The sequence below is a fragment of the Ruegeria sp. YTSA105 genome, assembly GCF_059610225.1.
This window is the reverse complement of the sequence record NZ_JBXWNE010000005.1, coordinates 169,979-195,645: the sequence shown is the minus strand read 5'-3', so window position 1 is coordinate 195,645 and position 25,667 is coordinate 169,979. Positions and strand designations below refer to the sequence as shown.

The window sequence follows — 25,667 nt, the reverse complement described above, 5'->3', positions numbered from 1 at the left end:
CTGTGTCAAATGTGGCGGCAATGTAAAGTCACCGAGGCGCCCATGCAGACCATTCAAGAACCCGCCCGTCAGATCCCCGTTGTCCATTCCACGGACGTTCTGGTTGTTGGCTCCGGGCCTGCAGGTCTGGCCGCAGCGCTGGCGGCCGCACGGGCCGGAGCCGAAGTGTCTCTGGTCGACCGCTTCGGCTGCATGGGCGGCAATATCACTGCTGTCGGCGTTGAAGGCTTTGCCTGGTATCGCCACGAGCAAACGGTCGAGGCTGGCGGCATCGGCATGGAGTTCGAAACCCGCGCCAAAGAAATGGGTGCGGCGGTGCCAGAAAGCCAGTCGCTGAGTTATGAGCTGGACAGCGAAGGGTTCAAATTGGTCGCCGACAAACTGATTGAAGAGGCCGGTGTGCATCCGATGCTGCATCGGCAATTCGTGGCTCCGATCATGGACGGCGACCGGATCACCGGCATCATCACCGAATCCAAAGCCGGGCGCGAGGCGATACTGGCGAAGGTTGTCATTGACGCTACCGGGGACGCAGATGTCGCCCATCGCGCCGGTGCGCCCACGCACAAGACCGCACGAGAAGACATGATGGCGGCCTCGGTCATGTTCCATCTGGCGGGCGTCGACAAGCGCGCCTTTATCGAAGGCGTAAAGGCCGACCCCCAGACCTATAAGGACTGGGGCGGTGGTGGCGAATGGAACATTGAGACCAGCGGTAAAGAGGACGACATGTACTCGCCCTTTGTGCACAAACCGTTCCAGCAGGCGATTGATCAGGGGCTGATCCCAGCACATCTGAACACCATCGCGGGCACTTGGGGCGCGATGCATGACACCGGTGAGCTGACCTATATGAACCTTATTCATCTGGCCGAGATCGATGGCACCGATCCCGACAGCATGACCCGCGGTGAGATCGAAGGGCGACGTCAGTCAATGCTCGCCATCGAGGCGCTGCGCCGGTTCATGCCCGGGTGTGAGAACGCCCGGCTGCGGAATTTCGGGATGACCATCGGCATTCGCGACACCCGCAAGATCGACGCGGTGTACAACATGACCGAGGATGATGCCCGCCATCAGGGCCGGTTCGAAGACACCATCGGCATCTATCCCGAATTCATCGACGGCTATGGCATTTTGATCCTGCCCACGACTGGTCGGTACATGCATATCCCCTATCGGTCGATGCTGCCCAAAGGGATCAAGGGCCTGCTGGTCGCGGGCCGGTCACATGGGGCGGACCGGGTTGCCCATGCGGCGACGCGCAACATGGCTTGCTGTGCGGTCATGGGTCAGGGCGCGGGGATTGCTGCGGCGCTTTCACTCAAAAGCAACCAAGACCTCGATAAATTGAACCTTGCCCCGGTGCATAAAGAACTGGCACGGCAAGGCGTGAGGATACGCTGATGGACCACATCCCAACAATCGACATTGCTCCGCTGGGTGATGCCAGCCACACCGATTTCAACGCAACCGTTCAGGCAGTCATGGTTGCCTGCACCCGGATTGGGTTCCTGTCGATTACCGGCACCGGCGTTTCGCGGGACACCGTCAACAACATGCGCACTTGCGTCCGGGCGATTTTCGACATCGACGATGATGCGAAATGGGATCAGGCGATCACACGCGAGAATTATCGCGGTTTTATCCCGATGGGGTTTTTCACCCCGAATGACGGGTCGGGCAAAGCGGATAAATACGAAGGCTACAAGCTGCATTATCAGGTGGACCTGGATGCGCCCATCCGCCGAGATTGTGCCCTCTATGGCCCCAATATCTGGCCCCGTCATGTCCCACGGGCACAGGCAGTGATTCTGGATTACTGGTCAAAGCTGGACGGTGTCGCGCATATGCTGCTGGGCGCCCTGGAGGTGGGGTTGAAGCTACCTGCGAACCAGCTGCGAGACGCGTTTCATGAGCCTATGACCAATATGTCCCTGCTGCACTATCCCCCTCAGGCCCCGGACGATACCGGCTATGGCATCCACCCGCATAAGGACACAGATGCGCTGACCATCATCGCCCCTGACCCGGTCGGCGGGCTTGAAGTTCGGACCCGCGATGGCGGCTGGATCACACCCGACTGCCCGCCGGGTGGATTTGTCGTCAATATCGGCGACATGCTAGAGCTTTGGTCGGGTGGTCGGTTAAAATCCACCCCTCACAGAGTGGTCAACCGATCGGGTCAAGAACGCTATTCCTTCCCGTATTTCGCGGTGCCGCGGCATGATGTGGTTGTCGAACCGCTTTTGACGCCTCTGCCCGGCTTTGACCGTCCATCCGTTCATTGCGGCCATTGGTCTGCCGAAATCTGGCGCACCAACTGGCCCGACGAAACAGCCCATGACGCCACCCCTGAACTGGGCACGTTAAGCGACTAGCCCCGCGCGATTCTGGCGGGTCATGAAGCGCTTGCATCGTGGGGCCGCATACGCCAAGAACATTTGCACGTGCCGAAACAAGGGGACAACCATGGCTTTGCCGGTAAGAGATCAACTCAGGTACTGGGGCATCGCCGCAGTGGTTATTGTACTGCTGTTGTGGGCACTTGGCGATGTATTGCTGCCCTTTGTAATCGGTGGCGCGATTGCCTATTTCCTTGATCCTGTTGCGGATAGGCTTGAAAAGCTGGGCCTGTCCCGCATGGCCGCTACGGGGGTAATCACGGTTGTCGGCGTTTTGGGTTTCGTACTGCTTATCCTGATGGTCGTTCCGGCGCTGATCACCCAGTTGATCGACCTGGTCGAGGTTATGCCCAGCCTTCTCAAGCAGCTAAGAGGGTTTATCGAACAGCAATTCCCGTCGCTTTTGGACCGCGAATCCAACACGCACCAATTTCTGGTGTCCTTGGGAGAGACGCTTCAGTCCAAAACTGGTGATGTCCTGCAATCTGTCGCTGCGTCGCTTGGATCAGCCATCAACGTGGTGGTTCTGCTGGTGATTGTCCCAGTGGTCACCGTTTACATGCTGTTGGACTGGGACCGCATGATTGCTCGTATCGCAGAGCTTTTGCCCCGCGACCACGCCCCCACCATCAAGCGGCTGGCTGGTGAGATTGACAGCGTTCTGGCCTCATTTGTACGTGGAATGGGCACGGTCTGCCTGATCCTGGGCACCTATTACGCCGTCGCGCTGATGGCCGTCGGACTGCAGTTCGGGCTGGTCGTTGGGTTCATCGCCGGCTTGGTCACGTTTATCCCTTATCTGGGCGCCCTGATCGGGGGCTCACTGGCCATTGGTTTGGCACTTTTCCAGTTCTGGGGAGACTGGACGCAAATTGGGCTGGTCGCAGCGGTCTTTGCATTGGGTCAGGTGGCCGAGGGCAATTTTCTGACGCCAAAGCTCGTCGGCAGCTCGGTCGGGTTGCACCCGGTCTGGCTGTTGCTGGCATTGTCGGTCTTTGGCGCCCTGTTCGGATTTGTCGGGATGCTGATCGCCGTCCCGGTCGCCGCAGCACTTGGCGTTCTGGCGCGCTTTGCCACGTCGATCTATTTGGATAGCCGTCTGTATACTGGCCTTGTGGGTTTGGACCAGGAAGACGATTGAATGGCCCTACAGCTGAGCTTTGATCTACCGGCCAAGACTGCGCTGGGGCGCGAGGATTTTTTCGTCTCGCCTGCAAATGCGCTGGCCGTGGCCATGATCTCGGCTACCTCATGGCCGGGGAATAAACTGGTGCTCAGCGGTCCTGCAGGCGCGGGCAAGACACATCTGGCCCATGTGTGGGCGGCCGAGACCGGTGGTCGCATTGTGCAAGCCTCGCAGATTAAGCACGACGAGGTTCCTGACCTCGCCCAAACACCGATCGCAGTGGAAGATGTCCCCATGATTGCTGGCGATATCGACCAGCAGAAAACCCTATTCCATTTGCACAATCTTGTGTTGGCAGAAGGCCACGCCCTGTTGATGACCGGGCGCCTGGCGCCAAATTTCTGGCAGTTGCCCTTGCCTGACCTGCAAAGCAGGATCGAAGGCGCACATCACGTTGCGCTGGACCCGCCCGATGACGCGCTACTGGGCGCCGTGCTGGCCAAACTGTTCGTAGACCGACAGCTGAACCCCGGACCCGAGGTCATCGCTTACCTCGTCAAACATATGGATCGCCGTTTCGAAACCGCCGCCAGCGCTGTGGCGCTGCTGGATCAACTGGCGCTGTCTGAGAAACGAGACATCACGCGGGCTCTGGCCGTACGGGTACTGAGTGCGGAACTGGAAGATGCCGAAACCAGCGATTGACCCGTCCCCGGTGATTTCGCATCTTAAGCCTGGAATATCTGGAAGAGATATGGATCAAGCCGTAGATACCAACATTCCCGACTGGGGACCTTTCGGAAAGCCGTTGTTTGACAACCCCGAGGCCCGCGCCCTGTCGCGCGTCGGCGTTGTTGATGTAGGGTCGAACTCGGTCAGGATGGTGATCTTTGATGGTGCGGCGCGATCGCCTGCCTATTTCTACAATGAAAAAGTCATGTGCGAGCTTGGCGCGGGCCTGTCCGAGACCGGCCGCCTGAACCCGCTTGGCAGGATACGTGCCCTGGCTGCGTTGAAGCGTTTTTCCCGGCTGTCAGACGATCTGGGTCTGCCGGGGCTGCACGTCGTGGCCACCGCCGCCGTGCGAGAGGCCAAGGATGGCCCGGATTTTTGCGCCGAAGTTCAAGCGCTAACCGGGTTGACGGTCTCGGTCATCGACGGCGGGGAAGAGGCACGCCTGTCCGCTCAGGGCGTTTTACTGGGCTGGCCCGGTGCATATGGTCTGATCTGTGATATCGGCGGGTCCTCGATGGAGCTGGCCGAGATCGGTGGCGGAGACGTTGGTCGTCGCCTGTCGTCGGCCCTAGGTCCGCTGAAGCTGCGGGATATCAAGGGCGGTCGTCGCGCGCGCAAGGCGCAAATCAAGGAGACGATGGAAAACCTGCGCGACCAGATGGGCCCTCAGCGCGATCGTCTGTTTCTGGTGGGCGGAAGCTGGCGGGCCTTTGCAAGGCTCGACATGCTGCGCCGGGGATATCCCCTGAACGTGCTGCATGAATATCGGATGACGACGAAGCAGGTGCATCAAACCATCAAATTCATCGAAAAGGGTGACCCGGAAAAACTGCGCAGTCTGGCAGGCGTCTCGGGTTCTCGGATGGCGCTGATCCCTTATGCGATGGATGTGCTTGCGCGACTGGTGCGAACGTTCAAACCCAAGGACATTGCCGTTTCCAGCTATGGCATCCGCGAAGGCCTGCTTTACGAACAGATGCCACAAATCCTGCGCGATCGTGACCCTCTGATCGAAGCCAGCTATTTTTCCGAAGCCAAAGATGCCCGCCTGCCCGGGTTTGGCAAACATCTGTTCGAATTCGTCATGCCTCTGTTCAAATCCGCGCCGGCCGCGCGGGTCAGGCTGATCAAGGCTGCGTGTCTTTTGCACGATGTCAGTTGGCGCGCCCATCCGGATTACCGGGCTGAAACCTGCTTTGATTACGTAACTCGCGCCAACTTGGGCGGATTAAAGCATTCCGAACGGGTCTATATCGGGCTGGCCCTGCAGCACAGGTATCGCAACAAGCGTGAGGGCAACCGGTTTACCCCTCTCTATGACTTGTTGGGCGAAAAAGATCAGGAACAGGCCGAGATTCTGGGCAAAGCCATGCGCTTTGGTGCAATGCTGTGGATGCAGAACGAAGCCACGATGGGCACGCTTCGGCTGTACCCTAAAAAACGTCAGCTAGAGCTGATTTTGCCAGAAGCCGCAGCCCCTCTCTTTAGCGAAGTGGCCGAAGCACGACTGAACTCATTGGCAAGCACGCTGAAATCCGAACCCCGCTTGATCATCAAAGGCTGACCCTCAGATATCAATCTCGCCTTCGGGCTCATTTTCGGGTTTTTCCGGCCCAACCTCGGGCTCGGGCGGCTTTTTGCGGATAATGATATCCCCGTTCGGCATGATTTCCGGAGCCTCGTAAACGCTCCAGTCCTGCACTTCGGCGGCCAGTTCCGCCAGGGCCGGTCCCATTTCCTCAAAAAACGACTGCATCGCGGGGCCGAATTGATCTGCCAGCCCCAACAAATCCTCAAGCGCGGGTTCCATTTCCTGACGCAGCCCTTCAAAGAACAACTCAGCCCCTTGTTCCATCAAGGATTTGCCTGTGTCGTCCTCTGCCTGTGCCGGAACGCCCATGGCCGCTGTGACCACGCATATTGAAATGAACTTTTTCATGCTTCAGATATAAGTCGCCCACGCCGGCGATGAAAGGTCACAGATCAATATCCAGCGTGACAGGGAAGTGATCCGAGGCTGTCAGCAGCGCCTCGTGCAGGTCCCGCGAGGCATAGCATGCAGGGTCCTGGAAAGGATGCCATATGCGCCATTTCGGGCGCTTAACACGCAGCCCTTCGCTGATCATGACATAATCCAACAGCGCCTCAAGATGATCAGCCCTGTCGCGGCGCACAAAGCGCGCGGACGAGGGTAAGATTTCGGATTCAGCCTCATTTGCCATCACCGCATGCGGATCGAACAGACCGGTCTGCAACAGGATTTCAACAGATGAGCGCCCGAACAGGTTTTCAAACTCATCCAAGCCCGGCCCGTCGTTGAGATCGCCCAAAAGGATGACATGCTCGTCAGCCGCAATATGCGTCTGTACTCGCCGCCCCAACCAGACAGCCTGTGCAAGCTGTTTGCGTCGATTGGCGATGGATATCCGGATCGCCTCATCGCGGCTTTCTGCCCCATGCGGGGCTTTGGATTTCAGATGCGCTCCGATCAGGCGGAACGTCGCCCCGCCTGACGTCTGCGCTGACAACTCCATTGGCGGCTTGGAAAAGCGCACATGATCCTCGGTTGCATCAATATCCAGGTCGATCTTGAACACGCCATCAAAACGAGGGGCAGCCCCTTTTCCTTCCTTGTTTCCTTTGGGATCATGGCGCAATGACAGGATCTGAGGATCGAAAAGAAACGCAAGTTCCTGATGGGTATCGTTCGGAAACCCCATGATCGCGTTTCCTATGCGGAGATCGAACGCTTCGGCAAACCCTTGCAACGCACGCACCGTGTTCTGCGTCTTACCAGTATTCGGAGCTTCAACAATCAGCACGGCATCCGCATCAATCGCCGTCAGCACTTTTGCGATGGCCTCGATCTGTTCAGCTTTGGTGACATTGTATCTGCCGGACCAGCTGTCATCTACGATCAAACGGTCTTGCCGGTCGAAGAGATTGGCGAACCATTCAATATTGTAGGTTGCCAATCGCATCGGTTCAGGCCTGCGCGCCTTTGATTTCATCCCAGGCGCGATTGATGTCGATCATCTTTTTTTCCGCCAGACGAATGGCCTCTTCCGGAACGCCTCGTGACATCATGGCGTCGGGATGAGTGTCGCGTACAAGTTGTCGCCAGACCTTACGAATGTCGGGCAGAGGCATATTCCGCGGCACACCCAGCACCGTATAGGGATCCTTTGGTGCATCCGGTACAAACCGTGCGCGTAAGGCCAGAAACTGAGCATCGGTCTGACCGAATATCCGGCTGACATCTTCCAGAAACTTATTTTCGTTGGGATGATAAAACCCGTCGGCCATTGCGATATGAAACAACCCCTCCATCAGGTCGCACAAGGTGGTGCTGTCTTCTGCGAACATATAGGCAATTTTGCTGGCATATTCCTGATACCCGGCGACATCGGTGCGCGCCATGTCAAAGACACGGGCTGCACCGGCCTCATCTTCGCGCGCGATCTGGAATACATCCCGAAAGGCAGTAACCTCGTCTCGCGTGACCTGCCCGTCGGCCTTGGCCATCTTAGCCCCCAGGGCGATGACCGCAATCGCAAAGGCGACCGAGCGTTCCGGCGGCGTGCGCAGTTTCTCGAACACGGCTGTCAGGCTTTCGCCCTGTGCAAGCGCGCTTAGCGCATCGGATATACGGGTCCAAATCGACATGAGCGCACCCTAACCCGCTCTGTCGCGACTGTCAGGTGCGACAGATCACTGCGGGGCAAGAATTTTCTGCATCAGCACAAGATCTAACCACTGACCGCATTTAAACCCCACCTCGGGCATCAGGCCCACTTGTGTAAATCCGGCAGCCGTATGGAAAGCGATGGCCGCAGGGTTGGCCGAGGAAATGCCCGCAATCAGAACATGAACATTGTCCATCTGTGCGCGGGCTTCCAAGGCCTGCAACAATGCGCGGCCTATCCCCTGGCCCCGCGCCTGCGGTGCCAACAGGATCGAGTGTTCACGCGTATGGGCATAGCCCGGCCCTGACCGAAACGCACCATAGGTTGCGAAGCCCAGAACAACGCCGTCACGCTCGGCCACCAGAAACGCCGCCCCCCTGGAGACGATATCCAAGGCAACGGCGTCATCGTTGCGCAAGTCAGTGGTGAATGTGATCAGCGTATCGCGGATGATCGCATTCCAGATCGCCGCAACAGCGGGTGCATCTTCTGGCTGGGCTTGCCGGATGTTCATTCCAATACCCGTACCCCGTGCGGTGTGTCGATTTCGGCACGCAACGCCGCCGGACCGCTGTCGAACTCAACTTGCCCCAACGGCCCCACCGCTTTGGCGAGATCCAGCGCATCAGGGTGATAGACGACTAGGCGGCGCAGCTGGCAGCCACTGTCGTTCAGCATGTTTGCCGGGTGAAGGTCACCCTGCCACTGGATCAGCGCCGGGAAAAGATTATCAAACGGCAGGCGCCCATTGGGAGGCACCGCCATGCGCCAACGCAGCGCGCCACGGTTTAGGTCGATCGGTTGGCCGACTCCGTCAGGAAAGACCATCAGTGAGGTCTCGATATCCGGAACCTGGCAAATCCAGTTGGTCAGGCGGGGAGCGCCCTGAAACCGATCTAGATCGAACCAGCGGGTTATTTGCGGATTGGGTGCATCGGGGTCAATCGCGATGGCTTCCAGATACAAACCGTCCCGAAGGCCCAACAACCGGTTATGAGTTCCGAATTTCTCGTGCTTGCCGCCGTCCTGCAAGGGTACGCCCAGCGCCTGTTCGACATGAGCCGAAGCCTGTTCAAGCGTTTCGCCAGCAACCGCCAAGTGATCAAGTAACACGGATGAGCCCCCCAGATGACATACGGCCAGACCGCAAGGGTCTGGCCGTATGTTTTCCTCAAAGGCGCTGGATCACAAGATTTTTCGACGAAAAACTTGGCGCCGGGTCAATCTTTGGCTTCGCCGATCAAACTCAGGATATCTTGTGCCGCCTCTGGGATGTTCGTACCCGGACCAAAGATCGCCTTAACCCCGTGATCATAGAGGAACTTATAATCCTGTTGTGGGATGACACCTCCGCAGATGACGATGATATCCTCAGCCCCGGCCTTTTTCAGTTCTTCGACCAGCTGCGGGGCCAGCGTCTTGTGCCCGGCTGCCTGAGACGAAATGCCGACGACATGGACGTCATTGTCCACCGCGTCTTGTGCTGCTTCGGCTGGCGTTTGGAACAGCGGGCCAACGTCCACGTCAAAGCCGATATCGGCAAAGGCTGTGGCGATCACCTTGGCTCCCCGGTCATGCCCGTCCTGCCCCATCTTGACGACCAGCAGGCGCGGGCGACGGCCTTCGGCCTCAGCAAAATCCTCAATGGACTTCTGGATGGCGGCAAAGCCTTCGTCGCCCTCATAGGCGGCCCCATAAACACCGGCCAGCGTTTTAACCTCGGCGCGGTGGCGACCAAATTCCTTTTCCATTGCCATGCTGATCTCTCCTACGGATGCGCGGGCACGGGCGGCTTCGACAGCAGCGGCCAGCAGGTTGCCGCCATCGCGGGCGGTAGTCGTCAGGGTGTCCAGCGCCTTTTGGCAGGCAGCCTCATCGCGCGTGGCACGGATGCGTTCCAGACGTGCCACCTGCGCCTCGCGGACAGCCACATTGTCGACATCCAGAATGTCTATCGGGTCTTCCCGTTCCTTGCGGTACTTGTTGACGCCGACGATTACCTCGTCACCCCGGTCGATCATCGCCTGCCGTCGGGCGGCGCTTTCTTCTATCCGAAGCTTTGGCATGCCGGATGCAACGGCCTTGGTCATGCCGCCCATTTCCTCGACCTCTTCCATAAGAGCCCAGGCTTTTTCGACCAGCTCATTAGTCAGGCTTTCGACGTAGTAAGACCCGGCCAGCGGATCGACCACATCGGTCACCCCGGTTTCCTCTTGCAGCACCAACTGAGTGTTCCGTGCAATGCGAGCAGAGAAATCGGTGGGCAGCGCAATCGCCTCGTCCAAGGCGTTAGTATGCAGCGATTGGGTGCCGCCCAGAACCGCGCTCATCGCCTCATAGGCCGTGCGGATCACGTTGTTATAGGGGTCTTGTTCTTGCAGCGACACGCCTGAGGTCTGGCAATGGGTCCGCAGCATCTTAGAGCGCTCGGATTTCGCGCCGAAATCGGTCATTACCCGATGCCAAAGGGTACGGGCCGCACGCAGCTTGGCAATTTCCATGAAGAAATTCATGCCAATGGCAAAAAAGAACGACAAGCGACCAGCGAATTTGTCGACATCCATTCCGGCCTGTGTCGCTGCACGAACGTATTCGCGCCCGTCAGCCAGCGTATAGGCCAGCTCCTGCACCAGGTTCGCCCCGGCCTCTTGCATGTGATAGCCCGAGATTGAGATCGAGTTGAATTTGGGCATATCATTCGACGTATATTCGATGATGTCCGAGATGATCTTCATCGAAGGCTCAGGCGGGTAGATATAGGTGTTACGCACCATGAATTCTTTCAGAATGTCATTCTGAATAGTGCCGGACAGGACGGATTTGTCGTGGCCCTGTTCCTCACCCGCTACAATGAAACTTGCCAGGATAGGAACCACGGCACCGTTCATGGTCATCGAGACCGAGACCTTGTCCAACGGGATGCCGTCGAACAGAATCTTCATGTCCTCTACGCTGTCGATGGCCACACCGGCCTTGCCCACATCGCCGACAACGCGTGGGTGGTCGCTGTCATATCCGCGGTGCGTGGCCAGATCGAAAGCAACCGAGACCCCCTGCTGACCCGCCGCCAGATTGCGACGGTAGAAGGCATTCGATTCCTCGGCGGTGGAAAACCCCGCATATTGGCGGATCGTCCAGGGACGACCGGCATACATTGTCGCCTTTACCCCGCGCGTGAACGGCCCAAACCCGGGCATGGAGCCCATATGCGGCAGATCAGCCGTATCTTCCTGCGTATAGAGTGGCTTGACGGCGATGCCTTCCAGCGTCTCTTTGGTCAGGTCGTCCAACGGGCGACCGCGCAGCTCTTTCTCGGCCAGCGCCTGCCAGTCTTTCCTATTGGTCATTGCGATATCCTTTTCTCAATTCGGGTCGCGCAAGGGCGTGGCCCGCGCGTTATCATCCGTGGTTGCGCCCATTCGAATTGGATGGGACGCAATATTTTATGGGCTGCGTGCATTTCGCTGGTCGCATTCGTGCGCACAGGGACTATATTCAATCCAACAGGAGGCCCAATGACACGAACGCTAGCCTTTGTTTTTTCGGCGCTATTTCCACTGGCGGCCCTTGCAGCTGACGGGGTAGCCCCGGTTGACGATGAATTTGTCCGCCCTGTGGGGGATAGCGAGCTCAGCGAATATCTGTGGATCAAGCGGCCCATTGTTGTCTTTGCCGATACACCTGCTGACCCGCGATTCCAGCAGCAGGTCGACATGCTTTTGGAAGGGGAGGACGTCATGCGCGACCGCGATGTGGTCGTTCTGATCGACACTGACCCTGACGCCCGCTCGCCCATCCGGTCAAAACTGCGCCCGCGTGGGTTCCAGATGGTGTTTGTCGACAAGGACGGCGTGGTCAAACTGCGCAAACCCTCCCCTTGGAGCGTGCGTGAAATCGGTCGCTCCATCGACAAGACCCCCCTGCGCCAACGCGAAATCCGTGAACGGCGCGAGGGCGGCTGAACGCGTTTCCCATACCCGACGGCCCCGGCGGCGACCGCCGGTTCCCTTGCAGGATATGACAAACGCACGGTCATGATCATTCAAACTCGATGATCACATCATCCACGGCGAGGCTGTCGCCGGGGCCTGCGTTGATCTTGGCAACGGTGCCTTTTTTCTCGGCGCGCAGAATGTTTTCCATCTTCATCGCCTCGATGGTGCACAGCGCCTGACCTTCCTGCACTTCTTGGCCCACTTCGACATCGACCTTTACGATCAGGCCAGGCATCGGGCAGAGCAGCAGCTTCGAGGTATCAGGCGGCAGTTTCTCGGGCATCAGCTTCGCCAGTTCCGCCTGACGCGGACGGCGCACATGCACCTTCATATCCGCGCCCCGGTTGCGGATCCGGAACCCGCCCGAGATTTTGTCGGCCTTCAGAACCAGCGGGCTACCGTCTACGTCCAGCACCGCCAGTTGGTCGCCCGGCGTCCACTCCGAGGCCACGCGCAATGTCGCGCCGTCTTCGAATTTGACCGTCGCGCCCTCTTTATCGGCATTCACCTGAACTGCGTATTCCTGGCCCTGCAGGGTCACGACCCAGCGTTTGCCGACCTTGCGTTCATGGTTGTCCATCCGGCCCGATACACGGGTGCGGCGAATCTCGGCCACCCGGTGCATGGCGGCGCAGGAGGCTGCGATCTGGCGCAGGTCAGCCGCGGGCAGCTCTACGCCCTGGAACCCATCGGGGTACTGTTCTTCGATGAACGCGGTAGTCATCGCGCCCTTGATGAAGATCGGGTGATCCATCACTGCCGACAGGAACGGCAGATTGTGCCCGATGCCTTCGACCTCGAAACTGTCCAGCGCCACCCGCATCGCCTCAATCGCTTGATCACGGGTCGGGGCCCAGGTGCACAATTTGGCGATCATCGGATCGTAATACATACTGATCTCGCCGCCTTCATAGACGCCGGTATCGTTGCGAACGGCGGCCTCTCCGCTGGGGGCCTCACCCTGCCATTTGTCATTAACCAACAGCGGACCAGCGGCAGTTTCCTGAGGCGGGCGGTAGCGCGTCAAACGACCAATGGACGGCAAGAAGCCACGATAAGGATCTTCGGCATACAAACGGTTTTCAATCGCCCAGCCGGTCAGTGTGACATCGTCCTGCGAGATCGACAGCTTCTCACCGGCCGCGACGCGGATCATCTGTTCGACCAGATCGACACCGGTGATCAGTTCGGTCACCGGGTGTTCCACCTGCAGGCGTGTGTTCATTTCTAGAAAGTAGAAGTTCTTGTCACCATCAACGATAAACTCGACCGTGCCAGCGCTGGCATAATCCACAGCCTTGGCCAGGGCCACCGCCTGCTCGCCCATCGCCTTGCGGGTCGCCTCATCCAGGAAAGGCGATGGTGCCTCTTCCACAACCTTCTGGTTCCGACGCTGGATCGAGCATTCGCGTTCGCCCAGATAAACCCCGTTGCCGTGGCTGTCGCACAGAACCTGAATCTCGATGTGGCGGGGCTGGGTCACGAATTTCTCGATGAAAATCCGGTCATCGCCAAAGGAATTCGCGGCCTCGTTCTTGGACGACTGGAACCCTTCGCGCGCCTCGTCGTCATTCCACGCGATCCGCATGCCTTTACCACCGCCGCCAGCACTGGCCTTGATCATGACCGGATATCCGATCTCATTCGAAATCTTGACGGCCTCGTCGGCGTCTTCGATCAGGCCCATATAGCCCGGAACCGTAGAGACGCCGGCCTCTTGCGCGATCTTTTTAGAGGTGATCTTGTCACCCATGCTTTCAATCGCACCGACCGGAGGGCCGATAAAGGCCACGCCTTCGGCATCCAGAGCTTGGGCGAATCTCGAGTTTTCCGACAGAAAACCATACCCCGGGTGAACCGCCTGCGCGCCGCTCTGACGGATCGCATCCATGACCTTGTCGATCACGATATAGGACTGGTTCGCAGGTGGCGGGCCGATATGCACGGCCTCATCTGCCATCGACACATGCAGGGCGTTCTTGTCCGCGTCCGAATAGATGGCGACCGTGCCGATACCCATCTTGCGGGCGGTTTTGATAACCCGGCAGGCGATCTCGCCCCGGTTGGCGATCAGGATCTTGTTGAACATGGAACGTCCTCTGTCTTGAAGTTCTGGAAACGCAAAACGCCGCCGCGGGGCAATGGCCCCACGACGGCGTGTCGCGCGATGACGGTCGGGGCGACGGGGGCCCCGAAGATTTCGTTATCTACAGTTGTTCTGGGTCTTGCAGTAAAGCACGTTGCCTGCCGCGCCGACCACGGCACCCAACAGCGGGTCGGCACTGACGACTGCCGCGCCAACGGCGCCGGCTCCGCCGCCAAGCAACGCCTGCTCGCCGGTCGAGTCTCCGCACGCCGCGAGCCCTGCACAGGTCGCCATTGCAAGAATGACTTTCGAGATTCGCATGATGTCTGCCCTTTTTGGTTTTTTAACAATTTCAGAGCCAGATGCGGGAAATCGCCACTGTTATTCAATAACGAGCCTACCGAAATGCCCATTTGCGCAGTTTTATGCCATCCAATGACTGAAGTTTGCACAAAGAAAAACGCGGGCAGGACATTGTGAGAACCACAAGCCTGCCCGCGGAAGGAAGGGGTACGGAATAGTAGGTGCGCGTACGGCGCAGGCAAAGTAGAGCCGCACGACCCGCTCACCATGCACGGCCCGGTTGCACCTGCAAACCGGGATTGGCCAGTGGTGAAATTTCCGGCCAGAATCTGCCCATTCAGCGAAATATCGCGCAGAAACGCGCCGATTCCGCTCGCGTGAACTTTGGTTGGGCAGGGCGAAATTCGCACCCCGACAGTCACGCAAACCTTTGTTTTATCAACGCTACCTGAGATCACATGACCTGAAGAATTCGATCCTAAGTCGCCGCGGCCAACCCCCGCCGACCGGCCTTTTTCCTGCCCGAGCCTTGATGGTTTTCCCGCCACCAAGCCACGGGTTATACAGGCCATAGAATCAGTGGTTTGCGCCCTTTCCCTCAGGTATTTTGCGCGATTGTCACGCGCCCGATCTGCACAGCGCACATATCCTTCTTGACCCAACCGGGGCAAAGAAACCCTGTTGGAATTTCCAAGGCGTTTATGTGCGACGACGTCGATCACCTTCAGCTATCCCCGCCGAAAATGTCCGGAAACGAGGCTCTGGCCACGCTCGGATCAATGACCAGCAGGGCATCATAGCTGGCGGGGTCAAACGGATCCTCCGCCGGAATGACCTCACGCCCGAAAAACCAGCTCAGGCGACCGGCATCCAGATTGCCACGTTCGAATGGCTGGTCGCCGAAATGCTCCCACAGGGCCTCGATAAAGGCTGCATCCGCGCGACGATCAGCAGGTTTACGATCCCGGAACCGTTCACGCGTTGTCAGTGGGGTAACACCCTTTGGGTTGGCCCGTCTGATAGTGAATTGATAATCCGTCCCGGTCAGACGGCCGGGAAATCCGCGATGTTTCAACATTTCAGCGCCTCTTCGCTAAGGTCCTTTGAGGCGAAGGGGAATGCACAGAAATTGTGGTAATTGACAACCATTCTCAAATCCCTCCGTCCCAGATACATTGGGAATCCTGCAGAAGATACGCTTCGAAGAACTGCGTGGCATCCGGCGCGGTATGGCCAAAATCTATCGGCTTGTTCGAAAGGGAAATCACAACCCTGGCTGGTTCCAGCTTGTGGTGCGCGACATAGGCCACGGCCAGCGTCTGACACAGGTGCTCCATGTCGATCGTGGCGACATCATATCCAATGCGTCCCACATCCGAGCCTATCTTTGGCGCGATGAAGCGAAAGCGCAGCCATAACTCGCCCGGATTGTTGTCCAGCAGGACATCGTTCAGATGTACAGGCTGCCCAGAGGGCACCGGCACCAATGCTTCTGCGAATGTAGGCGAACCAAGACAGAGAATTGCCAGACATAAGGCGCGATCCCAGACCCACCAAAGGCGAGCTCCTCTCTCCGGGATCGCGCGCGCATGCCTACTGGCCCGCGCTTTTCTATGTCCAATAAGGCATTTCATTTAGCAGCTTTGCTCTCAAAGTCAAATTCGCCGTTTGGGGGTCTTTCACCAACGTGCCCAGAGGCAGGCAAACCAGAGCGCCTGCCCCGCGACCGTCAGCTTACAGCGGAATGTTATCGTGCTTTTTCCAGGGGTTTTTCAGTTGCTTGTTACGCAAGCTGGCAAAAGCTCGCGATACGCGGCGGCGGGTCGAATGCGGCATGATCACCTCATCAATGAATCCACGTTCCGCAGCCACAAACGGGTTGGCAAACCGGTCCTCATAGTCCTGAGCGTGCTGTGCGATTTTCTCGGCATCGCCCAGATCCGCACGGTGGATGATTTCGGTCGCGCCCTTGGCCCCCATCACCGCGATCTCGGCGGTTGGCCAAGCATAGTTGAAATCGCCACGCAGATGTTTGGATGCCATCACGTCATAGGCACCGCCATAGGCCTTTCGGGTGATCACTGTGACCTTCGGAACGGTCGCCTCGCCATAGGCAAACAGCAGTTTTGCGCCATGTTTGATCACGCCGCCATATTCCTGCGAGGTTCCCGGCAAAAAGCCCGGCACATCAACCAGTGTCAAAATCGGAATTTCAAAGCAATCACAGAACCGGACGAAGCGCGCGGCTTTGCGGCTGCTGTCGATATCCAGACAGCCGGCCAGCACCATCGGCTGGTTGGCTACAACACCTACGGTCTGACCTTCGAGACGGATAAAGCCCGTGATGATGTTCTTGGCGTAATCTTCTTGAATTTCGTAAAAATCACCCTCGTCCGCCACTTTGGCAATGAGTTCTTTCATATCATAAGGCGTGTTCGGGTTGTCCGGGATCAACGTATCCAGCGAAGCCTCAATCCGGCCCGGTTCGTCAAAGAAGGGACGAACGGGCGGTTTTTCCTTGTTGTTCAACGGTAGGAAATCGACAAGACGGCGCACTTCGGCCAGTGCTTCGACATCGTTTTCGAATGCACCGTCGGCAACCGAGGATTTCTTGGTATGGGTCGATGCACCACCCAGCTCTTCGGCGGTTACAACCTCATTGGTGACTGTCTTGACGACATCGGGGCCCGTCACAAACATGTACGAGGTGTCTTTGACCATAAAGATAAAGTCGGTCATCGCCGGACTGTAGACGGCGCCACCGGCGCAGGGCCCCATGATCACACTGATCTGCGGAACCACGCCCGAGGCCATGATGTTACGCTGGAACACCTCGGCATAACCCGCAAGCGAGGCCACACCTTCCTGGATTCGCGCACCACCCGAATCGTTGATGCCGATCACCGGGGCACCATTCTGGATTGCCATGTCCATGATCTTGCAGATTTTCTGCGCGTGGGTTTCCGACAGAGACCCGCCGAAAACGGTGAAGTCCTGGCTGAAGACATAGACCATACGACCATTGATTGTGCCCCATCCGGTGACGACACCATCGCCCGCAGGCTTTTGATTTTCCATCCCGAAATCCGTGCAGCGATGGCTGACAAACATGTCGAATTCTTCGAAACTGCCTTCATCCACCAACAGCTCTATGCGTTCGCGTGCGGTCAGCTTGCCCCGCGCATGCTGCGCATCAATACGTTTTTGCCCACCCCCCAGCCGTGCATCGTTGCGGCGGCCTTCAAGCTCGGAAAGGATGTCTTTCATAACGATGATCCCCTTTGAAATTTGGCGCGACACTATACTTAGTTTCGTTCAGACCAAAGCCTCATTCGGCAAATTTGCAAATCTTTGAAAATACAGTTCCGGGTAATTGTAAACATGCAAAGTTTCGCACTGAGACACGGTCACGGATGGCAATCCCAAAAACCGTCACTATACATGTGAACCATGCAGTTTACTTCTTCGCCAGCGCGTCGTTCGCCCCCAACCATTGCCACACTTGTGATGCTATCCGGGCTGTCAGCGCTGAGCTTGAATCTTTTCCTTCCCAGCCTGCCCAATATGGCCGCGTATTTTGACGCAGACTACAAAGTCATGCAGCTGTCGATCGCTCTGTATCTGATGATCAGCGCAGTAATCCAAATTCTGATCGGCCCCATCGCAGATAAGGTTGGCCGCAGGCCAGTTATTCTCTGGGGATTGGTTCTGTTTCTGATTGCGACACTGGGTTGCATCTACTCCCCGAACGCCGAAGTATTTCTGGCCTTCAGGATGTTTCAAGCGGTCGTCGCAGTTGGAATGGTCCTTAGCCGTGCAGCGGTGCGAGACCTTTACGAAGCAGATCAGGCCGCTTCGATGATCGGCTATGTCACCATGGGAATGGCCATTGTTCCAATGATTGGCCCTGCCATCGGCGGCTTTCTGGAAGAGAGCTTTGGCTGGAAGGCAAATTTCTGGCTTCCTTTCGGGCTGGGTCTACTGGCGCTAATGCTGACCTATTCCGACTTCGGAGAAACATCCCGCAAAAGCGGGCTGACCTTGCTGCAGCAGTTTCGTGAATACCCGGAATTGCTCAGATCCCCTCGGTTCTGGGGCTATTCCATGGCCTCAGCCCTGTCGTCGGGCGCTTTTTTCGCCTATCTGGGCGGCGCGCCTTTCGTCGGGACTGAACTGTTCGGCCTAACAGCGTCAGAACTGGGCATTTACTTCGGCGCCCCTGCGGTGGGTTATTTCTTCGGCAACTTCTTCAGCGGCAGGTTCTCTGTCCGCTTTGGCGTGAACCGGATGGTTCTTTGGGGGTGCTGGATGAACGCAACCGGCGTTGCACTGTCGACTATCGTGTTCCTTACGGGCTTCGGCTCGGTTCTCAGCTTCTTTGGGTTCATGACCATTGTTGGTGTGGGCAATGGTATGACCATTCCAAACGCAACTTCAGGCGCACTGTCCGTCCGCCCGCACCTGGCCGCGACAGCATCTGGGCTGAGCGGGGCCATCATGCTGGGCGGCGGAGCTGGCCTGAGCGCGCTCACGGGCGCAATACTAACCCATGAAACAGGCGCGATGCCGCTGCTGTGGCTGATGTTGGCCTCTGCAACATTTGCCATCGTTGCTATTGCCATCGTGATCCGGCGCGAACGGTATTTGGGCCTGTAACACGCCTTGCGCAGGACGGTTTGCAAAGCTAGCGTTCAAGATTAGAAAAGTTGCAAAGGCACGCCATGGCGACCCAAAAGCTCTATGCTGGTGCAAAACTGCGTGAAATGCGCACGCGCCTGACGCTGACACAAAAGGAATTCGCAGCCAAACTGGGGGTTTCGCTTCCCTATCTGAACCAGATGGAGAATAACAACCGCCCGATCTCGACCACGGTTGTTCTGGCTCTGGCGCAGGAATTCGGCATGGACGTGACCGAACTTAGCACTGGTGACAGCGAACGTCTGGTCTCAGACCTGCGCGAGGCGCTGGCGGACCCCGTGTTTGATGACGCCATGCCACCGCTCGCTGATCTGCGCCTGACAGCTTCAAACGCCCCCGCAATGGCCCGAGCGTTTATCGCCCTGCACCGCACGTATCGCCAGACGCATGAAAGGCTGGCCTCGCTGGACGAGGCCCTGGGACGTGAAGACGCACAGATTCAGGCCAGCCCCTGGGAAGAAGTGCGAGACTTTTTCCATTATTGCGACAACTACATTGACGCGGTTGACCGGGCTGCGGAACGATTTTCTGGCCGCGCCCAGGACAAAGGCGGAATTCGCGCCGCCGCAATCGAAAGCTTGGGTGAAAATGGTATTCGCGTTCAGTTCCCGGATATCGAAGAAACCCGGAAATACGATGCGGATAGCAAAACATTGCTGCTGTCATCACGGATTGCACCGCAAACACAAGTGTTTCAGCTGCTCTTGCAGGTATCCCTAATCAATCAGGACAAGCTGCTTGAAGCGACACTGGATTTCGCCAAATTTCACAGTGATGAGGCGCGCGCGATTGCGAAGATCGGCTTGGCGAATTATTTCGCTGGCGCCTCTCTGATGCCCTATGGCGAATTTCTCAGTGCAGCCCAGCTTTACCGCCATGATTTGGAATTGCTCAGCAATCGTTTTGGAGCATCCATCGAACAGGTGGCCCACAGGCTTTCGACGCTGCAGCGCCCCGGTGCAAAGGGGATACCATTCTTCTTTGTTCGGGTGGATCAGGCCGGAACGATCACAAAACGCCACTCCGCCACGCGCCTGCAATTTGCGCGCTTTGGCGGTGCCTGCCCGTTGTGGAATGTGCATCGCGCCTTTGAAACTCCGGGTCACTTCCTGCGGCAGCTTGCCGAAACCCCGGACGGGGTCCGCTATATCTCGCTGGCGCGGGATGTTTCGAAATCGGGCGGTTCGTACGGAGCGCCTGTCCGGCGCTATGCGATTGCGCTTGGATGCGAGGTCCGCCACGCCGAAGCGTTGGTTTATGCCGACAATCTGGATATCTCAAACGCCAGTGCCTACGAGCCCATAGGTATCTCGTGCCGGATCTGCGAACGCCAGAACTGCCACCAACGGTCAGTTCCTCCGCTGGAACGTCGCCTGTCCATCGACACTCATACCCGCGGAACCTTACCCTATGAAGTCACCTGAGCTTTACCCGGCCTAAAACCGCGGCCAGCCGAAACGGGGGCAATGCCCCCGCCCAACCCTTAAGCGTTCGACAAAATCGCCCAGATCTCATCCTTCAATGCGGCGCGTTTCTTGCGCAGCTCGCCTTCGGCAAGGTCCTCCATCGGCTCGACGTTGGTTTCCGCGCGGTGCACGATACGATTGACCTCATGATACTCTTCGGCCAGACGAGAAAAATGCGCATCGGACTGTTTAAGCTGACTGATCAATTCGACCTTGTCGGGAAACTCTTCGGCCAATTCGTGCGGGGTGTGGGACATTCCTGTTCGCTCCTTAGAAAATGCGTTGCGATTCAGGTCTATATTGGTCCCACTCCCCCCGCTTTGACGCGGATCAAATCAGCGCTGCGCCGAGGCCCATTGCGGATGAATCCAAGGTTGATCATTGGCTTTGGGCAACGGATCTTTGCCCAGCAGATGATCCGAGACTTTCTCGCCCACCATGATCGACGGCGCATTAAGGTTGCCGTTGGTGATTTGCGGAAAGATCGAACTGTCCGCCACACGCAGCCGATCCACGCCGATCACCCGGCCTTCGGAGTCGACAACCGCGTTCTGGTCATCCGCCCGTCCCATCCTGCAGGTGCCGCAGGGATGATAGGCACTTTCGGCATGCTCAGCGATAAAGGCATTCAACTCTTCATCTGTTTGTACCGCAGCACCGGGCTGAATCTCTTTCCCGGCAAAGGGTCTGAACGCCTCTTGCCCGAAAATCTCTCGCGTCAGGCGGATACAGGTGCGGAACTCCTCCCAGTCTTTTTCCTGGCTCATGTAATTGAACCGGATGACAGGTGCGTCCTCGGGTCGAGCCGAGCGCAATGTCACAGCACCCCGTGATTCCGATCGCATCGGACCCACATGTGCTTGGAACCCGTGCCCCTCGGCCGCAGCCTGCCCGTCATAGCGCACCGCCATCGGCAGGAAGTGGTACTGAATGTCGGGGTATTCGACACCCGGCCTTGATCGGATGAAGGCCGCGCTTTCGAACTGGTTCGAGGCACCAAGGCCGGTCTTGGTGAACAGCCATTGCGCCCCGATCAGGCCTTTGCTGACCAGGTTCCAGTGTTTGTAGAGCGTGATCGGCTGAAGCGAGGCTTGCTGGATATACAGCTCCAAATGGTCCTGTAGATTTGCGCCAACCCCCGGACGGTCTGCAACAACTCCGATCCCCTGCTCAGCCAAATGCGCAGCCGGGCCGATTCCAGACAGCATCAAAAGTTTCGGCGAATTGATGGACGAGGCTGCGATGACCACTTCGCGGCGCGCGCGGATCACCTCTGTCTTGCCGCCACGGATCAGTTCAACACCAACAGCACTTCCGTTTTCCAGAACAATCCGGGTCGCAAGACCGCGCACGATATCACAGTTCTCGCGCTTGAGCGCAGGCCGCAGATAGGCATTTGCCGCCGACCAGCGCCGCCCTTTCCAGACGGTCTGCTCCATCGGGCCGAAGCCTTCTTGCTTTTCACCGTTATAGTCGCCCGTGACTTCATACCCGGCTTGCTGGCCCGCATCGACAAAGGCCTGGAACAGCGGGTTCGCACGCGGGCCCCGCGACACATGCAGCGGCCCGTCAGTGCCCCGCCAAGTGGAATCCCCACCATGACCGCCGTCATGCCAGGTCTCCATCCGTTTGTAATACGGCAGCACATCCGCATAAGACCAACCATCCGCGCCCATCTCGGCCCAGGTATCGAAGTCCCGGGCGTGGCCGCGCACATAAACCATTCCGTTGATCGAAGAGGATCCGCCGATCACCTTCCCTCGCGGGCAGGCCAGGCGGCGGTTGTTCAGATGCGGCTCAGGCTCGGATTGATAGCCCCAGTCATAGCGCGACATGTTCATCGGATAGCTTAGCGCGGCGGGCATCTGGATAAACGGGCCCATGTCGGTACCGCCATGCTCGATCACCAGAACCGAGGCACCGGCCTCACTCAAACGATATGCCATCGCGCAGCCTGCGGAACCTGCGCCGACGATGACGAAATCTGCTTCCATTTTCGGGTCTCCATTCTCAACCGGAGCCAAGATTTTTCATCGAAAAATCTCTGCCTGACCGGAGAGGGTCTTGTTAATTCGGGTTGTTACTCTCCGCGTGGAAAGCGTTGGCTTTCCTCGACGATATTCAGATCCATGTGGTTACGCATGTACCGCTCAGATGCTTTCTGCAGGGGCTGGTAGTCCCAAGGATAATACCCGCCCTGGCGCAACGCCTCGTACACGACCCAGCGACGCGCCTGGCTGGCGCGAACTTCGGCGTCGAACCGATCCAGATCCCAGCGAGCATCGGACTTGGCACGCAAGGTCTGCAACGTTCCTGCATGCTCTGGCCGGTCTGCGAGGTTCTCCAACTCGGAAGGGTCCGTCTCGAGGTCGAACAGTTGATCAGGGTCTAGCGCACATCGGTTGTATTTCCATTTGCCATAGCGCAAGGACACCAGTGGCGCATAAGAGGCCTCGGCCGCATATTCCATCGCGACCGGCGCGCTGCGCTCGTGACCCATGGCCAGCGGCACTAGGTTTTCGCCATCTGTCCACGGCGCGATCTCTGCCATATCGACACCGGCAAGAGCACCCAAGGTCGGCGTCACATCTATGGTCGAAACCGGAGCGTCGATCCGGCCCGCTGGCAGATCGGGCGCACAGATCATCAGCGGGACGCGGGATGACCCTTCATAGAAGGTCATCTTGAACCACAATCCGCGTTCACCAAGCATATCGCCATGATCCGAAACGAACAGGATGATCGCCTCTTGCCGCGTGGTCTCTAACACCTCGAGGATTTCTCCGACCTTGTCGTCCAGATAAGAGATATTGGCGAAATAGGCGCGGCGTGATTTGCGGGTATCTTCTTGAGTGATGTCAAAGCTGCGCCAGTCATTGGCGTCAAAAATCCGTTTCGAATGCGGGTCCTGATTATCATAACCAAGGTCGGCAATCTCGGGCAGAAGGTGCTCGCAATCTTCGTACAGGTCCCAGTATTTGCGACGTGCAACATAGGGATCATGCGGGTGGGTAAAGCTTACAGTCAGGCACCATGGACGGTCGTCCTTGCCACGGGCCAGATCGTATAGCTTGGACTTGGCGTTATAGGCCACCTCGTCGTCATATTCCATTTGGTTGGAAATCTCGGCTACACCTGCGCCCGTGACCGAACCCATATTGTGATACCACCAGTCAATCCGCTCGCCTGGTTTACGGTAGTCCGGGGTCCAGCCGAAATCGGCGGGGTAGATGTCGGTGGTTAGGCGATCTTCAAACCCGTGCAACTGATCAGGCCCGACGAAATGCATCTTGCCCGACAGACAGGTATAGTACCCTGCACGGCGCAGATGGTGGGCATATGTCGGAATATCACTGCCAAACTCGGCGGCATTGTCATAGACACCAGTGCGCGACGGCAACTGACCGGACATAAAACTGGCCCGACCCGGCGCACACAGGGGCGACGCCGTATAGGCATTCGCAAATCGCGTGGATCGTTCGGCCAGCTTTTTCAGGTTTGGCGCATGCAGCCAGTCGACAGGACCGTCAGGAAAAAGGGTCCCGTTCAACTGATCCACCATCAGGATCAGAATATTAGGTTTTGTCATTTCTCGGCCTCGAGCAAGGTGCTGAGCACGCGCATCGCGTGGTTTACAGCCAGTTGCGGTTCTTCCGGGGCGCTCAGCGCGGCGTGGATATAAAGTCCGTCGATCAAGGCGATCATGTTCCCGGCCGCCTCAACCGGATCGGCCAAATGCGGGCGCAGCGCATAAACCAGGTTCGACCGGATACGGGCCTGATAAATCTGCCACAATCGCAGGGCGTCGTCATTGGTCTGCGCAAGAACGTAGAACGTCATCCACGCTGCCGTCACATCCGGCGTGAAACAGGATGGGGCAAAGCATGCCCGGATGATCGCCTGCGCGCGTCCACTTGGCGTGGCTGCTTTCAGTTCTGACCGGACCTCTGCCCCGAAATCCGACAGGATGCGGCGCATCGCTGCCAGAAAAATCTGATCTTTACCGCCGAAATAGTGATGTGCCAGCGCGCTGGACATGCCAGCCCGCTTAGCGATCTGGCTGACGGTTACATCGAGGGATTTTTTCGACCCGAGCTCAGCAATCGTTGCCTTAACGATCGCATCACGGCGGATTGGCTCCATTCCGAGTTTCGGCATCCGTACCCCTCAACTGCTTTTGATAGAAAAACGCTAGGAGATTTTTATTGACTCGTCAATTAATAACGTTTTTCCGGCAGAAATCGGCTAGAGTTTAGGTGCAATACTGGGGGTCGTCAGGCTGCTGCGGTTCAACACGGCCTCGCGCCAGGCAATAAAACTGACTGCCAACAGAATCAGCGTGCCCCCGGCGACCACCCACAAATCTACGCTTTCGTGGAAAACCAACGCCCCAACCAGCGTGGCCCAGATCAGCTGTAAGAATGTGACGGGCTGCGTCACTGCTACGGGGGCGGCCTGCAGGGCCAAGGTCATCAGATAGTGTCCAAGTGTGGCAAAACAGGCAACCAGGAACAGCACACCCAAATCATGGAGACTTGGAGGGGACCACACGGCAATGGCAAAAGGTATCAGCGCCATCGTCACCCATATGGACATATGTGCAACCACGACCGAGGGCGGCAGATCTAGCACCAGCATTTTGGCCAGCAGGTAGGATGCACCAAGCGTCAACGAAGTGCCCAACATGGTCACGTGACCAACCGAGATATCCCGAAACCCAGGTCGGAGAATAATTGCTACACCGATCAATGCGACACCAATGGCGGCAATCCGGCGGAAGGCTAGCTTCTCGCCTAGAAACAGCACAGCACCCAATGTGACATAGACCGGCGTCATGTAGTTCATGGCCGTGACTTCGGCCAACGGAATTCGGGTCATGGAAAAGAACCACAGCATCACGGCAATGGCGTGAACCACCCCGCGGATGCCGAACAGTGTCAAATGCCTACGTGTCAGAGGTGTCGTAACGATCAGCCGTAACGCTGGCAGTAGGAACACCAACCCAAAGACAAAGCGCAGAAATGCGGCCTGTATCGGGTCCATGGAGGTGCCCAGAGATTTGACGAGCGCAGTCATGACAACAAAGGACAGACCGGCGGAAAACATCCAGAACATTCCCGCCAATGGCCGATAGGTGTTAGGTTGAGTTGTCATGTTAACGGTTCAA

General features: G+C 57.7%; 24 protein-coding genes. 8 read left to right on the top strand and 16 right to left on the bottom strand.

Going from position 1 to position 25,667, the window contains the following annotated elements; genetic code table 11:
- Positions 1-42 precede the first annotated feature (42 nt).
- The 5 genes from AC2FH2_RS09220 to AC2FH2_RS09200 all read left to right on the top strand — a co-directional run bounded on the left by AC2FH2_RS09220 (position 43) and on the right by AC2FH2_RS09200 (position 5,830).
- Positions 43-1,407: an FAD-dependent oxidoreductase gene (locus tag AC2FH2_RS09220; RefSeq protein WP_496823368.1), complete on the top strand. Its 1,365-nt coding sequence runs from the start codon at positions 43-45 to the stop codon at positions 1,405-1,407.
- Positions 1,407-2,381 carry an isopenicillin N synthase family dioxygenase gene (locus tag AC2FH2_RS09215; protein ID WP_496823367.1) on the top strand — a complete coding sequence of 325 codons (975 nt, stop codon included), beginning with the start codon at positions 1,407-1,409 and terminating at the stop codon, positions 2,379-2,381. Before AC2FH2_RS09220 ends, AC2FH2_RS09215 begins: the two co-directional genes overlap by 1 nt.
- Before the next feature lie 91 nt (positions 2,382-2,472).
- Positions 2,473-3,546, top strand: coding sequence for an AI-2E family transporter (locus tag AC2FH2_RS09210; RefSeq protein WP_142636822.1), 1,074 nt, complete (start codon positions 2,473-2,475; stop codon positions 3,544-3,546).
- Positions 3,547-4,236 (top strand): P-loop NTPase family protein, encoded by a 690-nt coding sequence (locus AC2FH2_RS09205; RefSeq protein WP_271949468.1) that lies wholly within the window; start codon positions 3,547-3,549, stop codon positions 4,234-4,236. It begins immediately after the preceding gene.
- A 49-nt stretch (positions 4,237-4,285) separates the two neighbouring features.
- Positions 4,286-5,830 (top strand): Ppx/GppA family phosphatase, encoded by a 1,545-nt coding sequence (locus AC2FH2_RS09200; protein ID WP_496693826.1) that lies wholly within the window; start codon positions 4,286-4,288, stop codon positions 5,828-5,830.
- 3 nt (positions 5,831-5,833) lie between these two features.
- On the opposite strand, the gene AC2FH2_RS09195 is transcribed toward AC2FH2_RS09200, so the two are convergent.
- The 6 genes from AC2FH2_RS09195 to scpA all read right to left on the bottom strand — a co-directional run bounded on the left by AC2FH2_RS09195 (position 5,834) and on the right by scpA (position 11,299).
- A complete protein-coding gene (locus tag AC2FH2_RS09195) occupies positions 5,834-6,205 on the bottom strand; it encodes a hypothetical protein (RefSeq protein ID WP_496823366.1) in 372 nt (123 codons plus the stop codon).
- Between the two features lie 37 nt (positions 6,206-6,242).
- Complete coding sequence (locus AC2FH2_RS09190) at positions 6,243-7,247, bottom strand: endonuclease/exonuclease/phosphatase family protein (protein ID WP_496823365.1); 1,005 nt, start codon at positions 7,245-7,247, stop codon at positions 6,243-6,245.
- A gap of 4 nt (positions 7,248-7,251) precedes the next feature.
- Positions 7,252-7,932, bottom strand: a complete 681-nt coding sequence (locus tag AC2FH2_RS09185; RefSeq protein WP_142636813.1) for a molecular chaperone DjiA — start codon at positions 7,930-7,932, stop codon at positions 7,252-7,254.
- A 45-nt stretch (positions 7,933-7,977) separates the two neighbouring features.
- Positions 7,978-8,466, bottom strand: a complete 489-nt coding sequence (locus tag AC2FH2_RS09180; RefSeq protein ID WP_271949461.1) for a GNAT family N-acetyltransferase — start codon at positions 8,464-8,466, stop codon at positions 7,978-7,980.
- Positions 8,463-9,065 (bottom strand): VOC family protein, encoded by a 603-nt coding sequence (locus AC2FH2_RS09175; RefSeq protein WP_281972738.1) that lies wholly within the window; start codon positions 9,063-9,065, stop codon positions 8,463-8,465. The genes AC2FH2_RS09180 and AC2FH2_RS09175 overlap by 4 nt, the downstream gene beginning before the upstream one ends.
- Before the next feature lie 107 nt (positions 9,066-9,172).
- A complete protein-coding gene (scpA, locus tag AC2FH2_RS09170) occupies positions 9,173-11,299 on the bottom strand; it encodes a methylmalonyl-CoA mutase (protein ID WP_496712814.1) in 2,127 nt (708 codons plus the stop codon).
- 168 nt (positions 11,300-11,467) lie between these two features.
- Here scpA and AC2FH2_RS09165 point away from each other — a divergent pair, with 168 nt between their 5' ends.
- The gene (locus AC2FH2_RS09165; RefSeq protein WP_271949456.1) at positions 11,468-11,914 is read left to right on the top strand and encodes a DUF4174 domain-containing protein; all 447 of its coding nucleotides are present in this window, start codon (positions 11,468-11,470) and stop codon (positions 11,912-11,914) included.
- Positions 11,915-11,990: 76 nt separating this feature from the next.
- On the opposite strand, the gene AC2FH2_RS09160 is transcribed toward AC2FH2_RS09165, so the two are convergent.
- The 5 genes from AC2FH2_RS09160 to AC2FH2_RS09140 all read right to left on the bottom strand — a co-directional run bounded on the left by AC2FH2_RS09160 (position 11,991) and on the right by AC2FH2_RS09140 (position 17,603).
- Positions 11,991-14,036, bottom strand: coding sequence for an ATP-binding protein (locus AC2FH2_RS09160; protein ID WP_496823364.1), 2,046 nt, complete (start codon positions 14,034-14,036; stop codon positions 11,991-11,993).
- Between the two features lie 114 nt (positions 14,037-14,150).
- Complete coding sequence (locus tag AC2FH2_RS09155) at positions 14,151-14,354, bottom strand: hypothetical protein (RefSeq protein WP_142636801.1); 204 nt, start codon at positions 14,352-14,354, stop codon at positions 14,151-14,153.
- A gap of 706 nt (positions 14,355-15,060) precedes the next feature.
- Positions 15,061-15,414, bottom strand: coding sequence for a hypothetical protein (locus tag AC2FH2_RS09150; RefSeq protein ID WP_142636799.1), 354 nt, complete (start codon positions 15,412-15,414; stop codon positions 15,061-15,063).
- 73 nt (positions 15,415-15,487) lie between these two features.
- Positions 15,488-15,814, bottom strand: coding sequence for a DUF6497 family protein (locus tag AC2FH2_RS09145; RefSeq protein ID WP_496689677.1), 327 nt, complete (start codon positions 15,812-15,814; stop codon positions 15,488-15,490).
- A 256-nt stretch (positions 15,815-16,070) separates the two neighbouring features.
- Positions 16,071-17,603, bottom strand: a complete 1,533-nt coding sequence (locus AC2FH2_RS09140; RefSeq protein ID WP_142636795.1) for an acyl-CoA carboxylase subunit beta — start codon at positions 17,601-17,603, stop codon at positions 16,071-16,073.
- Positions 17,604-17,786: 183 nt separating this feature from the next.
- Between AC2FH2_RS09140 and AC2FH2_RS09135 the strand changes: the two genes are divergently transcribed.
- Positions 17,787-18,992 (top strand): multidrug effflux MFS transporter, encoded by a 1,206-nt coding sequence (locus tag AC2FH2_RS09135; protein WP_142636794.1) that lies wholly within the window; start codon positions 17,787-17,789, stop codon positions 18,990-18,992.
- A 65-nt stretch (positions 18,993-19,057) separates the two neighbouring features.
- The gene (locus AC2FH2_RS09130) at positions 19,058-20,458 is read left to right on the top strand and encodes a helix-turn-helix domain-containing protein (protein WP_142636792.1); all 1,401 of its coding nucleotides are present in this window, start codon (positions 19,058-19,060) and stop codon (positions 20,456-20,458) included.
- Between the two features lie 59 nt (positions 20,459-20,517).
- On the opposite strand, the gene AC2FH2_RS09125 is transcribed toward AC2FH2_RS09130, so the two are convergent.
- The 5 genes from AC2FH2_RS09125 to AC2FH2_RS09105 form a co-directional block, all read right to left on the bottom strand.
- Entirely contained in the window at positions 20,518-20,757 is a 240-nt protein-coding gene (locus AC2FH2_RS09125; protein ID WP_142636790.1) for an HP1242/YdcH family protein, read from the bottom strand.
- Between the two features lie 78 nt (positions 20,758-20,835).
- A complete protein-coding gene (gene betA / locus AC2FH2_RS09120) occupies positions 20,836-22,494 on the bottom strand; it encodes a choline dehydrogenase (protein WP_496823363.1) in 1,659 nt (552 codons plus the stop codon).
- Positions 22,495-22,580: 86 nt separating this feature from the next.
- Entirely contained in the window at positions 22,581-24,089 is a 1,509-nt protein-coding gene (gene betC / locus AC2FH2_RS09115) for a choline-sulfatase (protein ID WP_281994927.1), read from the bottom strand.
- Positions 24,086-24,658 (bottom strand): choline-binding transcriptional repressor BetI, encoded by a 573-nt coding sequence (gene betI, locus AC2FH2_RS09110; RefSeq protein ID WP_271949443.1) that lies wholly within the window; start codon positions 24,656-24,658, stop codon positions 24,086-24,088. Before betI ends, betC begins: the two co-directional genes overlap by 4 nt.
- 87 nt (positions 24,659-24,745) lie before the next feature.
- Positions 24,746-25,654, bottom strand: coding sequence for a DMT family transporter (locus AC2FH2_RS09105; protein WP_496823362.1), 909 nt, complete (start codon positions 25,652-25,654; stop codon positions 24,746-24,748).
- Positions 25,655-25,667 lie beyond the last annotated feature (13 nt).